The following is a 13299-nucleotide window of genomic DNA, read 5'->3' as shown; positions in this document are numbered from 1 at the left end:
ATTATTTGCCGGCTATTTAGCCAACAGGTAAATGTTATTTAAATTTTCTGCACTAAACGGCGCCGATGTTGGGCTTACGTTCTTTTCTACCAGGTATAAAACGGCTTTGTAATCTTCCTTCAGCACATCAACCCAGCCGCAAATGCAGGCTTGCAATATATTATTATTTAATAAATATGCCACGTACTGCTGTATAAATGCGGCATCAAAAGCCTCAAAAACAAAAAAAGCGTTCTCGCCCTTAAACTTGTTTTTAATGCTGATCTCGCCGATAACGATATTGGGCAAGGTATACACAAACAAGGCGGGGCTGGCAATAGTTTTGGCCTGGTCGTAATATTTAATGTCGGCATCCAGGCTGGAATTGGAGTTTGCTAAAACGATACCAACTTCCTGTTCTTTATATTTTTCACTGATATCGCTATCCTTCAGCAATACTTCCGATGCCAGCAAACCCAATTTGGACAGGTTATCCATTTTATAAAACTTGGGGTACTTAACCTCCAGAAACTGGTAAACCGAAAGCAGGAACGCCCCGGCATCAACACCCTTATTTTCAAAAACAGGAATGCCATTGCCGTAAACAACATTATTGCTAATGACGCAGTGCGATGTAATATGTAGTGCTTCTGTCAATCTTATATCTATTATTTGCTTTAAGCTTTCCGCCTTAGGCTTTCAGCTTTTCCTCAGTACAATTGCCGCGTTACAGCCTCCAAAACCAGATGCTGTTTTTAAGCAAGCGGCCAAAGGTATAGTTTGTATCTCTTTAGCTACATTCAATAATTGGGTAACCCCCAACTCATTAAATCCCCTGGAGGGGATAATGGTGTTGTGCTTTAAGGAATGAGCTGCCACTATCGCCTCTATAAGGCCCGAAGCGCCAAGCGTATGCCCGTAATATCCTTTTAAACTATTAACAGGGATGTTTTGCATTCCGGCCAAATTTATTGCTTTGGCTTCCATCTCATCGTTATAAATAGTGGCCGTGCCGTGTGCAGATATAAAATCGATATTCTCTGCCGCAACTTCCGCGCTTTTTAAAGCAGCCTCAATGGCATAAAAAAGTTCTTCGCCGGTTTTTGACGGCCCCGAAATATGGTTGGCATCGTTACTTACCGAACCGCCTGCCAGTTGAACGTCGTCTGCGCGTTGTTTGTTTGTCGATAGGATAACCGTAGCAGCGCCCTCGCCAAGGTTAATGCCATCCCGGTTTAAATCAAATGGTTTGCATGGCTGCGAACTAATAGCCTGAAATGATTGGAAACCCGATAGCACAAACCGGGTGATCACATCGCCGCCAACCACGACCGCATTATCATACTGCCCGGCCTGGATCAGGCGCATTCCGGTAATCATAGCCATTAAGCCCGAGATACAGGCATGCGAAACTATCAGCGGCTTATTCACGAACCCAAACCTTTCGGCAACTAATTTGGCTGATGTTGGCAGCGCAATGCGATGGTTTAAATCAGGATTATCGGCGTCTGTTTCCAGCATGCTGATATTGCCTTTGGTGGTGGAGATAATGAGAATTGTTTTTTTATCTGCAGTATCTATACCACTGTCTTTTAATGCATCTGTAATGGATGCTATTAATAACTGCTCAAATTTTGTGTAGTTGCCTGGCGCAGTTAAAAACTCCTGGCCATCATTAAATAAGGACGCGTAAAAGGGGACCGCCGATTTATCGCCCACCGGATGCTCTTTAACTCCCGAAATGTTTTGGGTAAGCTTATCAAAATTTTCGGCAGAGGTACTGCCTATAGGTGACAGGATATTATCAGCAACAATAAAAACGGACTTCATTACTTACAAACAGCTCCTCTCATTACTTGTTTTTATTGCCAAAAATTATAGTAATTATACCATTGCCCGGGATACTTTTTCACGTATTTTTCCATCTCGCCCACAAAATCATTGGTCATTTGCTCCATCCCGGCTTCTTTGCCCAAATGTAAATATTCCTTAATTGTGCTGGCATAAAAATGATAGTGAAACTTAGTTTCCTTCATGGCAAAAACGTAGGCTACCGGGACTTTAAATTTTTGGGCCAGGATAAATGGTCCTAATGGAAATTTGGCGTCCTCGCCCAAAAAGTTTTTGGTGATGGTTTTATTGCCCTCCAGGTACCGGTCGGCATGCATGCATACCAGCTCGTTATTCTGAAAAGCTTCGTTGATTTTGAAGATGTGCGAGATATCATCTTTAATAACTATGATATTAACGCTTAGTTTGCCGGTAACCCGTTCCATAAAAGCTTTTATCTGCTGGTCCTCTCCATCAAACATCACAATGTTAATGCGGGTGTTAATATGCTTCAGCAAATCGCCGGCAATTTCCCAGCTGCCAATGTGGGCGCTTAAAAGCAGGCCACCTTTGCCCAAAGCGGCAATGCTATCCAGGTTAGGCCTGCCATCAAACTCAAAAGTAAACTTGTTGCGGATGCCCGACATGACCACTACCTTATCAATAATGCTTTGGCCAAAAACATAATAGTTTTGGTAAACCATCCAAAGCGATTTAATGCGGTTGTAGCCCAGCCGGCTATTAAAATAGTAGTAAATGCTTTTTGACGATTGGTAAGAGAAAACTACATAGTAGAATGATACAAACCTTAGCAAAAAATAAGCGGGACTAACCCCGCCATATTTTAAAATAGCCAGAAATACCGAATACCCCCAGGGTTTCCCTTTTGATTTTCCTTTCCAGGACGACATTTAAACAAGCTCCTTCGGCTGTACTTTAGTTGCTACGTAATCGTAAAAATCCTGGAAGGTAACAATGCCGGTAAAATCTTCGGGCTGCACCTTAAACGCAAAATTAGTTTCAATAACCACCACCAGGTCTATATAATCCAGGCTATCTAAACCAAGTGTATCTTTTAAAACAGCATCGGGTGTAATGGTATCAACATCTACCTCAAATTCTTCAGACAGGAAGGAATTAATTTTTGCAATGATCTCTTCAGTTTGCATAATGGTTTAAATTAATTAGCTAACATTTTGGATGAATCAGGGCGACATCCAAGTGTTATGTAATAGGTTGTAAAAGTTTTTAAATATGTTATTTATTTAGTGTTTGCGGATATACCGTTTACCGGATATTTTAAAAGTGACTCACTTAATGGTTTTTATAAAGAACGATTTAGGTTGTTACATGAACAGCTGCTTTGGCTTAACCAACGGCCTTAAAACTTATTTCTGCACCATAATCCATACTCACTTTAATTAATTCCTACGTTAAGGAAAAAATAATAACAGTTAATTAATAAAATTAATTAAGCGATTTTACAAAAATACAAAATAATAAAAACATTTATTCATTTTTTGGGTATGGCATATAAAATATTTACAGGTATAATTGGAACCTTTGCTATGGCATGCCACAGTGGTGGGGCGATATTTCTATGATATCAAAAAAGCCCCGGATAAATCCAGGGCTTCGAACTGACTAGAGATTTTTTTCAAACTTTCTTGAGTTCGGTTTCATATAATACCTTTCCTTCATAATTTACCGCTTTTACGTTTAAGCGGTTGCTGTCGATCGAAAAATACATAAAACCATGCTCAGACGCCTGGAAACGGCTGTATGGCTGTCCTTCGGTAACTTTGGTAAGCTCCGACCCGGCACCTGAAATAAACTGGTGGGTTATGCCATCTAATTTTAAATGTTGCAGGGAGTGCTCATGACCAGATAGGTATATATCTACTTTATGATCGTTTAGAGTTTGATACAACGCCTTTTTTATGGTGATGGTATCAATATTATTAATGCGCGGGCCAACGGTACAAAAGGGGTGGTGGCCTACCACAATCTTCCATTTTACATCCGGCGAAGCTTTATCAAGCGTTTCGTTTAACCACTTCATCTGGGTTGCCACATAATCAGTTTTGTCTCCATGTAAAAACGGATCTGTATCTATCATCACAAACAGCACTTTGTCCTTGGTTTTTTCTTTTGAGGCAGTCCTAATCTCTTTGTCTTTATCTTTCCCCAGTCCTATTTCTTTTGAATAATAGCGGGCTGGCATGTTCCACCGGCGGCTCATTTTGCTATACCTGATCTGTGCATCAACGTCTGAATGATAATCATGATTGCCAAATACCGGGTACCAATCGCATTGCAGGGAGTGGGCTGTATAGATGTTTTCAAACGAGTAATGCCACAACGGATCGTTTTCGCTTACTACGCCTTTGGGATAAAAGTTATCGCCAACTGAAATAACAAAGTTATTAGGATGTTCTGCGCCCCATTGCCCCATTTGTTTAGCTACTTCCAGCTGGTCGTATTCGCCGTTGCGGCCCCAATCGCCAATGGCCATAAAATGGAGCGCGAAGTCGTCTTTAATAGATGCGCTTGGCGATAGGTCATCACTCTCAAAATAAGTAACGTTACCGGTTTCGGCTATACTTGCCAGCGGGCTTATTACTGCGGCCCCAAGCGCCCCGATTGCGGCGTTTCTTACAAAGTCTCTGCGTTTCATGCTGTATTAATTTAACCGGTAAACCAATAATTTAAAGCTATCTGCCAACGGCGTTTTTGTGCCAGGCTGAAAATCAACCACCGGAAAATATAGTTTGTGGGTGGCCAGGTTAATAGCCATTGTTTTGGCCCTGTTTTGGGTAGTTATGGTTTGAACAAGCGTATAAGAATCCGGCGAATCCTGCTTAAAAACGGTGGCTGTTCCATCGCCGTTTGATGCGATAACCAGCTTGTTTACCGCATCATAAACTACAGCGTCTACGCCCGCGCCGATAGGAAGGGTTTGCACAACTTTACCTGTACCGGCATCAATAACACTCATGCCCTTATTTTCGCGGCAAACCGTAAACAAACGATGGTTTTGGTTGTCTAAAGCTAAACCCGTAGGGCCACCGCAAGGATTAAGCGGGTAGTTTTTTATTACTTTTAAGGCTTTGGCATCAATAACATTTAAGGTGCTTTTATCTTCCAGGTTAGCATAAACTAATCCTTTGCCATCGGCAACGGCAAATTCGGGCGCGCCGCCCATGTCTATCGAGGTTACCTGTTTTAACTCTTTAGGATCGACCACAACAACAGCACTGCTATGCCCCTCAAAAGCGAATATTTGTTTGGAGTATCGATCATAAATAATGCCATCGGCACCGTTGCCTGTTACCGGGATCTCTTTAATCACCTTAAGGGTTTTAATATCAAAAGCAATAACAGCGTTGGCTTTGCCATCGCTGATAAAGCCACGGCCAAGTTCGTTTACAATGGCAATGCCGTGTACGCCTTTCATCTCGCCAATGGTACCTATAACTTTTTCGGTTTTTAAATCAACTACGTTTACTGCGGTACCGTGCGACGCGTAAAGCACCTGGTTAACCTGGTCGATATATACATAATCGTAGCCGCCGTTACCCGGCAGGGGGATTGTCTTATCAGCTACATAGCTCAATTTTTGAGCCGATGCGAAGAACGGTGCCGAAATAAATAAAATGAACGAAAGTACCTTATACGCGCTGGTTTTCATGTGTTTATGTTTTAGTGTAAAAAGGGCAGGCAATACGCCCGCCCATATCAAATATTTATAGTTTAGTGCTGGTTGCCATTTCCATCGGTGGTGTAAGCGCCAAGGTCCTGGTTGTATTTGGGGTTACCCCTTCCAAATGCCGGCGAGCCACTTTGCAGTTGAAAATTATTGGTATTTGGAAAGCCATTAGGGGCTAAAACGGTACCGTCAAATTGCACAAATAAGGGATTAAAGTTATTCACGCTTTTAGATATCAGGTCTGTTGATTGCGGTACACCCTTGCCCGATGCCGGATAAAAGCCGTCCCTGATGTTTACACCCTGGTAGCTATCTACCGTACCGTAAAACAAGTTATTTCCATAAGTGGTTTTTACAAGGTCGCCGTCATCAAACAGCTCAAGGCCGTGGAAACAGTTTACAATAATATTGTTATAAATATGCCCTATGGCGTTAACACCAACAGAAACACCGCGGCCTGGCTCTGCAGCGCCCCTTCGCCAGCCATTAGATACAAGCGTATTGTTATAAACGTTAACTTCAGTTTGAGGGAAAGGTATTTTAGAGCTTGTTTCCAACTTTATACCGCTGCCCGCCTGGCTAAATATTACATTGTAGGCAACAACGCCTGTTACCCCCGTTTTTAAATTAATACCCTCGCCATCAGTACTGCCCGAAGAGCTGATGGTGTTTCTTAAAATAGTAACAGTTGCACCGCCACCTATCGCCATCAAGTCGTCCTGGCCGTTTGTAAACCATGAATCTTCAATATCTACATTGATATTCTTTTTCACTTTAAGTGTACCGCGCGCACTGCCGCCATCGTCGGGGCCTCCCGTGTTATCAACATGCGTCCATTTAATGGTAATAGCCTGCGCAGTATCGCATTGAAAACCGCCCCAGGTACCGGGTTGATTGCTATCGGAGTTAAAAGAAACAGGCTGACTTTTAGTGCCCAATAATTGCAGCACACCCTGGATATTAATTTGGGCGTTGTTTTTAACAATCACAATGGCACCTGGCTGCGCCGATAACGTGTCGCCTTTTTTAACAGTCAGATCTGCTGTTACCGTATAAGTTTGGCCGCCAATTAGCGTACCCTTAACAAAGCCACTGATGTCACCTGCTTTTAGAGGGCTTGAGGTGGGTATTTTTATTTTGTCGAAGGTGGTGATCTCGGCTTTTTTACAGGAGATGATAGTGGTAATCATTAACCCTGTTATTATTAAATATATTTTATTTGATTTCATGTTGATGGTGTATTAGGTTAAAGTGAATAACGGAAACCCAAATTGAAACTCACGTTATATAAATCCTTTGACTGTAATAAATTGTTAATTTTTACAGTTGTAGGCGTATTGAGCAGGTTGTTGATTTTTGCCGCCAGCACAAAATGTTTAGCAACCTGTTTCTCGGCCGAGAGGGCTAAAAATGATTGTGGCTGCTGATAATAATCATAACCATAGTTAGGGTACACCAGGGATAACGTTTTGCTGGTATAGGTATATGCTAACTGAATAAATTCCTTTTGCTTGTCGTTTTTGTATAATAATGAGATGTTAAATACATCGCCGGTTTGCCCCTGAAGTGGCCTGCTTTGGTATTTAATTACAGGTTGTCCGTTTACTGAACCAGCTTCTGGTACAACTTTTGGCGATTTTATGTTAGAGTAGGTGTAGGTATAGTTACCGGATACGCCTAAGTTGCCAAAAAACCTGCTATAAACAATTTCGGCCCCGGTTACCTTTGCAGTGCCAAAGTTTTGCGGCTGCGTGTTTAGCTGGCCGCCACTTAAATCTTTTAAAGCAAACTCAATGGGATTGGAAATGTTTTTATAAAAAGCGCCTAAAAAAAACTGCTCTTCCTTGCCGGGATATAGTTCATAGCGTATATCATAATTATCAGCTTCGGTGTGCTTAACATTAGGGTTACCGGTAACATCTGTGCTTTCGCCCAGGGTTGGAGTTGGTACCAGCTCATACAATGACGGTCGTGCTATTGATTTAAAATAGGATGCCCTTAAGTTCGACTGGTCGTTCAGCTTGTATTTTAACTGTATGCTTGGTAAAACATCTGTATATGTTTTTTTGGCGTTACTTAACGAGTCTAATACCACGGGGTGCGTATCATATCCCTGTTTGGTACCTTCAACGCGCACACCTGCAACAATGTCTAGGTTACCAACGGTCAGCTTAGCTTCGCCATAACCTGCGGTAATATCTTCATATGCGGTGTAGTTGGTTTTGTCGGCCTTGTCAGTACCGGTAGGGTTATACACAACAAATCCTGACGAATATATGTCGGTGAATATACTTTTATCGCCGTTTGCGGTAGGTGTCGCTTTTAATATGTATTCGTTTTGATGGTTAAAGCGGGTACTATGCCTATATAAACCACCCGCCTTCAGCTCAATGGAGCTTTTTTGCCCTAAGCCGGTTTTATAACCCAGGTTAGCCATGCCACTAAGGTCCTTGTTACCGCTTTTTTGCCAAATCCTGGTTATGTTATTGAAATAATCGGGCGTACTTGTAAAGTCGGGATTAATTAAGTGGTTTATAGATAAATCGGCACGGTCTGGCGCATCCTGGGTAGCATTACTGTAAACGCCGGCCCAGTCAAAAAGCCAATGGCTGGCAATTACATGCTTGCCGCTTACTTTAAGGTTTTCTACATACTGGTTTTGAATATTGGAGCGGTTATCATTAAAAACCGTTCCGGTACCGGGGCCTATTCTGCCGCCGTTCCCGCCCAATATTGACGTATCAATACTCAGCCTTGTTTGGGCCAGGCGAGTGTAAAGGAATACGTTATCAATACCTATTTTGTTGTTATCATCGAATTTATAATCAATATGGGCAGACAAGCCATTGTTTAATTGCTGGGTAGAGTAAGTCCGGTTAGCTACATCGGATATAACGGGCTGGAAGTTTTTACCGGCCCTGGTATCGGGCTGTGCAATATTAAACTGCGAGTTTGTGCCGTAATATTGATTTTGGTAACTATCGGCAATAATGAAGCCCAGTTTGTTTTTTAAAAACCGCCTGCCGTAAGTAAACCCCAATAGCGATGTAACCGGGGCATTCTTTTTGGTAAAATCAAGATTGGCGCGCGAAAAATAACCGGCAGGCGCTACATAGCCGGCCCCAAACCTTTCGGTAGGGCTTTTACTTTGCACCGCGCCATGATTAAAATCATCAAACTTGCGGTTAAAAAATAATGCGCTGTACCCCACGGCCGCATTTGCCTTAAAATATTCGTATTCGGGGGCATCTTTAAATACCAGGTTAACGGTTCCGCCTATCGCGTCGCCCTCCATTTCTGGTGTTAATGATTTGCTTACTTCAATCCTATCTAAAAGATCAGATGGTACTATGCTTAAAGATACAAACCGGGAAACAGGATCGGGGCTGGTTACTTTAACACCGTTCATAAGGGTGTTATTATAACGCGGCTCCAACCCGCGGATGATGGCGTATGCTTCATCCGAGCCGCTGTTGCGCTGAATGGTTACCGCCGATACGCGCTGCAGCGCATTAGCCGCGTTAATATCTGGCGAGCGCTGCATGGCTTGCGCGGATATTACGTTGATGATATTACCGGCATTCTTTTCTGATTTCCTCGACGATGCTTCTGATTCGGCATTTGCTTTAGCATATACCCTCACTTGCTCAAGCGACAAAGACTTTTCTGAAAGCTTAATTTCAAGGTTTAAAACCCGGTTTTCGGTAAAATCAATCCGTTGTTCATATTCAATATAACCGATATATTTAACCTTCAGTTTGTATTGGCCGGCTTTAATATTATTGATGGCATAGTGACCGAAAGCATCAGAAATGGCACCCCCTTTTTGGCCATCAAAGTGGATATATGCGCCGGTTAAGGGCTCATGTGTTTTATCGTCGACGACTTGTCCTTTTAAAACTGCCTGCTGGGCGTAGGCAAGCGAAGAAGCGAAAATGAAGACTGCAATCAGGTAAAATTTATTCATCATGGTTACTTTTTTTGCAAAGCACACGCCCAATCCTGTGCAAATTCTGAATAATGGACAAGTGGAAGGTAACTTAATCAATTGGTAATCAATTGTTAATAATGGTAAAACGTGATACGCTATCCCTCTCATTTCATGCATGGTGTGTTAACCTTGGCTTAATATTCACGGCGTTAGTTTCCGCATTAAAGCAACAAGGTTGAATGAAGCAATGAAAAACTTAAAGGTTGCTCCTATACACTTAATAACAAACCAAATATTATTTTTGTAAATGACGGGATAGCCTGCGTTGCAGGACAAATCGTTTTAAAACGAACTTAAACTCATAAAAACTGATTGATGGTTGCCGGTGTTGGGATAGATATGATAGAGATTGACCGAGTGGCTGTCAAAATTGAAAAAGGCAGCGGCTTTCGAGAACTTGTGTTTTCGGAAAAAGAAATAGCTTATTGCGAGCTTAAGGCAGATAAGTACCAGCACTATGCAGCACGTTTTGCCGCTAAAGAGGCCTTTTTTAAAGCATTGGGTACCGGCTGGTTAAACGGTACCGCTTTTAACGAAGTGGAGATTAGTAACAATGCCGATGGCAAACCCGAACTTACACTTATTGGCCAAACCGGCGAATTATTGAGGGAGCAGGGCCCAATGAAAATTTCCGTATCATTAACCCATCTTAAGGCCATCGCATCGGCCGTTGTAATTATCGAAAAGTGACAGATCAACCTACATTTATTTCGCAGGAACAAACAGTGACTATGCAGGAACAAAAACTGCAGGAATTGCTGGCCTATCTTAACATTCATTCGCCTTTTTATAAGGAGCTGTTTGATGCAAACAATATCAACATTGATGATATTAAAACGCTCGACGATCTGAAACTAATCCCTACAACGGTAAAGGAAGATCTGCAAAAGCGTAATGACGATTTTATGTGCGTTAGCCGCGACCAGATCATTGAATACAGCTCAACATCGGGCACTTTGGGTAGCCCCGTTACCGTCGCCCTTACCGAGAATGACCTTTTACGACTTACCTATAACGAATATAGCTCCTTTACCTGTGCCGATGGCAAGCCCGACGACGTATACCAGCTGATGCTGACACTCGACAGGCAGTTTATGGCCGGGTTGGCATACTACTCGGGTATTCGCAAAATAGGGGCAGGCATTATTCGCCTGGGGCCTGGTGTGCCATCGTTACAATGGGATACCATTTTGCGGCTTAAGCCTACGGCTATTGTTGCCGTGCCATCGTTTATATACAAGCTTATACAATATGCGCAGGAGCATGGTATCGATATCAATTCAAGTTCGGTAAAAAAGGCGGTTTGTATTGGCGAGAATATCCGGAACACCGATTTTTCTCTCAACATCCTTGGTAAAAAAATTACCGATGCCTGGGATATCAAGTTATATTCCACTTATGCATCAACCGAAATGCAAACGGCATTCACCGAATGCGGGTATGGTAAAGGCGGTCATCATCAGCCTGAATTATTGATTGTGGAACTGCTTGACGAAAACAATCAGCAGGTTGCCCCCGGCGAACCCGGAGAAGTAACCATTACCACGCTGGGCGTTGAAGGCATGCCTTTGCTGCGCTATAAAACCGGCGATATTTGCCTGTATGATGATAAGCCGTGTGAATGTGGGCGAACCACCTTACGTTTATCGCCAATTATTGGCCGTAAAAAGCAGATGATTAAATTCAAGGGCACCACGCTTTATCCGCCGTCGCTTTTTGATTTGCTGAATGGGATGGAAGAAATATTGGATTTTGTAGCCGAGGTTTACTCCAACGAAATTGGTATGGACGAAGTGCTGCTGCATATCCTGCCGGTAAACTATACCGATGAGTGCGACCGGAAGATCCGTGCCAATTTACAGGCAAGGTTAAGGGTAAGCCCGCATGTTACCTATGTGCAATATGATGAGATCCAGAAGATGCAGTACAAGGAATCGGGCCGCAAACCGTTTAAATTTATCGATCGCCGGAAATAAAAACATCCTCGGGCAATTCATCCGGCAGTTCTTCTTCCGATGGCGATTTACCGAAAATCTTATCCAGCAGGTTTAATATCGGCACGGTCATGAAGGTGGTTACCAGCGCCATAATCACCAATATGGCAAATACTTCTTTGTTTAGTACGCCCAGGTCGTAACCAATATTCAGTACAATAAGCTCAACCAGGCCGCGGGTATTCATTAACGCACCTATAGATAGGCTATCCTTCCAGCTTTGGCCCACAAATTTGGCTGCCGATGCGCTGCCCGCAAATTTGCCGGTAACAGCAACTAATATAGTTAAACCACAAATGGCCCATAGGTATGGAGTATCCAATAACCCGATCTGCGTACGTAAGCCTGTAAAAACAAAAAACAAGGGCAGCAATAAAAACAAAGCCACATCCTTAATGCGCTCCACAAACACCCCGCGAAAGGTAATGTTATCGGGCATTACAATGCCGGCCATAAAAGCGCCAAACAGCGCGTGAATGCCAATACTTTCTGTGGCGTATGATGAAATAATAAGCGTTAAAAAAAACATAGCCACCGGCATACCCACATAACCCGGCCTAATGTTTCGGCTGTAGATGCGCTTTAAAAGCGGTTTTACGCCCTTCAACATAATCAACACATAGGCAATGGCCATTAGGGCTGTATAAACAAAACTCATTACCGAGCCCGCCTTAACCACTGCTATTACAACCGTAAGCAGGCACCATGCGGTAATATCATCGGCAGCGGCGCAGGTAATTACCAAAGCGCCAAGGCGTGTTTTGTTAATGCCCCGCTCCTGGCAAATACGTGCCAAAACCGGGAACGCCGTAATGCTCATGGAGATACCCATAAATAAACCAAACGAGAAGAAAGGCACCCCGGCAGGAGCCAGCGAACGATAGATAAAATAAGCCAGCCCGATGCCCAATGTAAACGGAATGATAATACTGGCGTGGCTAATGACAATGGCATCCTTGCTTTTGCTTTTAATAGCCCGCAAATCAAGCTCCATGCCTATCACAAACATGAATATGATTAAGCCAATCTGGCTCAAAAACTGCAACGATCCTAACGACTGGGCCGGAAAAACAACATGAGACAATGCCGGAAAAAACCGGCCTACCAGCGATGGACCTAAAGATATTCCTGCAAATATTTCGCCTATAACGCGGGGCTGCCCCATTTTTTTACACACCCATCCTGCCATGTTACCCGCTATTATTATAATGGCTATTTGCGCCAGTAAGGTAGCCAGGGGCCCGGTAAGGTTTTTTATCAATCCATCGGTAAACTGGTGAACAGCGCTTTTGCTGCTTGCCGCCAGCTTAACTATGTTACGGCCTTTTTCAAGCTCGCTGCCTGCTGTTAATGCCAGGTATATTAAAAAGGAAAAGCCACCGATAAGGACGATGTAAAAAAATATATTCCTGAATTTCTTCATTTTTTAAATATGCCTTTAAATTTAAAAAAAGTGGAGGCCTCATGCTGAATAACGGCGTCTACCTTTAACGTACCATCATCGGTAGTGGTATACGTTACCTGCATATCGGCGGTGCTGTTTACCTGCGGGTTTAGTATGGCCAAAAACTTCATATCGCCCGCTTTAAGCAGTTTTGTTTTGGTGCCGACGATGTTTTCCAGCACTTCTTTCACCATCTGCATCATACAAACCCCGGGCACAACCGGCTGGCCTGGAAAATGGCCTTCAAAAATCTGGTGGTCAGCGTTTAGCGTGATGGTTGTTTTTGAGGTATTACCATCTGTTTGTGGTGCGGTAAACTGAAAAAAGGATTCCTGGAGCATATATTTTTAGC

12 protein-coding genes are annotated in these 13299 nt (G+C 43.0%); 2 read left to right on the top strand and 10 right to left on the bottom strand.

Features of this window, described 5'->3' with window-relative positions:
* Positions 1-12: 12 nt before the first annotated feature.
* The 8 genes from AC1DU2_RS05225 to AC1DU2_RS05190 all read right to left on the bottom strand — a co-directional run bounded on the left by AC1DU2_RS05225 (position 13) and on the right by AC1DU2_RS05190 (position 9488).
* Positions 13-636, bottom strand: coding sequence for a beta-ketoacyl synthase N-terminal-like domain-containing protein (locus tag AC1DU2_RS05225; protein WP_477362434.1), 624 nt, complete (start codon positions 634-636; stop codon positions 13-15).
* A gap of 42 nt (positions 637-678) precedes the next feature.
* Complete coding sequence (locus AC1DU2_RS05220) at positions 679-1809, bottom strand: beta-ketoacyl synthase N-terminal-like domain-containing protein (RefSeq protein ID WP_477383170.1); 1131 nt, start codon at positions 1807-1809, stop codon at positions 679-681.
* Between the two features lie 32 nt (positions 1810-1841).
* Complete coding sequence (locus tag AC1DU2_RS05215) at positions 1842-2720, bottom strand: LpxL/LpxP family acyltransferase (RefSeq protein ID WP_477383169.1); 879 nt, start codon at positions 2718-2720, stop codon at positions 1842-1844.
* Positions 2721-2978, bottom strand: a complete 258-nt coding sequence (locus AC1DU2_RS05210; protein WP_147053885.1) for an acyl carrier protein — start codon at positions 2976-2978, stop codon at positions 2721-2723. It abuts the gene before it with no gap.
* A 488-nt stretch (positions 2979-3466) separates the two neighbouring features.
* A complete protein-coding gene (locus AC1DU2_RS05205; protein ID WP_477383168.1) occupies positions 3467-4486 on the bottom strand; it encodes a metallophosphoesterase in 1020 nt (339 codons plus the stop codon).
* Between the two features lie 6 nt (positions 4487-4492).
* Positions 4493-5500 carry a YncE family protein gene (locus AC1DU2_RS05200; RefSeq protein ID WP_477362442.1) on the bottom strand — a complete coding sequence of 336 codons (1008 nt, stop codon included), beginning with the start codon at positions 5498-5500 and terminating at the stop codon, positions 4493-4495.
* 62 nt (positions 5501-5562) lie between these two features.
* Positions 5563-6747, bottom strand: coding sequence for a right-handed parallel beta-helix repeat-containing protein (locus tag AC1DU2_RS05195; protein ID WP_477362444.1), 1185 nt, complete (start codon positions 6745-6747; stop codon positions 5563-5565).
* A 17-nt stretch (positions 6748-6764) separates the two neighbouring features.
* Positions 6765-9488 carry a TonB-dependent receptor gene (locus AC1DU2_RS05190; protein WP_477383167.1) on the bottom strand — a complete coding sequence of 908 codons (2724 nt, stop codon included), beginning with the start codon at positions 9486-9488 and terminating at the stop codon, positions 6765-6767.
* Between the two features lie 336 nt (positions 9489-9824).
* Here AC1DU2_RS05190 and acpS point away from each other — a divergent pair, with 336 nt between their 5' ends.
* Both acpS and flxY read left to right on the top strand, forming a co-directional pair.
* Positions 9825-10199, top strand: coding sequence for a holo-ACP synthase (gene acpS, locus AC1DU2_RS05185; RefSeq protein WP_477362449.1), 375 nt, complete (start codon positions 9825-9827; stop codon positions 10197-10199).
* Complete coding sequence (gene flxY, locus AC1DU2_RS05180; protein ID WP_477362451.1) at positions 10196-11485, top strand: flexirubin biosynthesis putative acyl-CoA ligase FlxY; 1290 nt, start codon at positions 10196-10198, stop codon at positions 11483-11485. The genes acpS and flxY overlap by 4 nt, the downstream gene beginning before the upstream one ends.
* Here flxY and AC1DU2_RS05175 read toward each other — a convergent pair.
* On the bottom strand, positions 11466-12926 hold the full coding sequence (locus AC1DU2_RS05175) for a cation:proton antiporter domain-containing protein (RefSeq protein WP_477383165.1): 1461 nt from the start codon (positions 12924-12926) through the stop codon (positions 11466-11468). The two genes, flxY and AC1DU2_RS05175, sit on opposite strands and share 20 nt — an antisense overlap.
* Positions 12923-13288 carry an ApeI family dehydratase gene (locus tag AC1DU2_RS05170; protein ID WP_477383164.1) on the bottom strand — a complete coding sequence of 122 codons (366 nt, stop codon included), beginning with the start codon at positions 13286-13288 and terminating at the stop codon, positions 12923-12925. Before AC1DU2_RS05170 ends, AC1DU2_RS05175 begins: the two co-directional genes overlap by 4 nt.
* Positions 13289-13299 lie beyond the last annotated feature (11 nt).

The organism is Mucilaginibacter sp. P4_C11, from assembly GCF_056402115.1.
The sequence above is the reverse complement of the archived record's forward strand: the minus strand, read 5'-3'. Positions and strand labels throughout refer to the sequence as shown.

What these genes read in the sequence shown, in the direction of transcription:
- AC1DU2_RS05220 (WP_477383170.1), bottom strand. Translation starts at nt 1,809, where the DNA reads ATGAAGTCCGTTTTTATTGTTGCTGATAATATCCTGTCACCTATAGGC.
- AC1DU2_RS05215 (WP_477383169.1), bottom strand. Translation starts at nt 2,720, where the DNA reads ATGTCGTCCTGGAAAGGAAAATCAAAAGGGAAACCCTGGGGGTATTCG.
- AC1DU2_RS05210 (WP_147053885.1), bottom strand. Translation starts at nt 2,978, where the DNA reads ATGCAAACTGAAGAGATCATTGCAAAAATTAATTCCTTCCTGTCTGAA.
- AC1DU2_RS05205 (WP_477383168.1), bottom strand. Translation starts at nt 4,486, where the DNA reads ATGAAACGCAGAGACTTTGTAAGAAACGCCGCAATCGGGGCGCTTGGG.
- AC1DU2_RS05200 (WP_477362442.1), bottom strand. Translation starts at nt 5,500, where the DNA reads ATGAAAACCAGCGCGTATAAGGTACTTTCGTTCATTTTATTTATTTCG.
- AC1DU2_RS05195 (WP_477362444.1), bottom strand. Translation starts at nt 6,747, where the DNA reads ATGAAATCAAATAAAATATATTTAATAATAACAGGGTTAATGATTACC.
- AC1DU2_RS05190 (WP_477383167.1), bottom strand. Translation starts at nt 9,488, where the DNA reads ATGATGAATAAATTTTACCTGATTGCAGTCTTCATTTTCGCTTCTTCG.
- acpS (WP_477362449.1), top strand. Translation starts at nt 9,825, where the DNA reads ATGGTTGCCGGTGTTGGGATAGATATGATAGAGATTGACCGAGTGGCT.
- AC1DU2_RS05175 (WP_477383165.1), bottom strand. Translation starts at nt 12,926, where the DNA reads ATGAAGAAATTCAGGAATATATTTTTTTACATCGTCCTTATCGGTGGC.
- AC1DU2_RS05170 (WP_477383164.1), bottom strand. Translation starts at nt 13,288, where the DNA reads ATGCTCCAGGAATCCTTTTTTCAGTTTACCGCACCACAAACAGATGGT.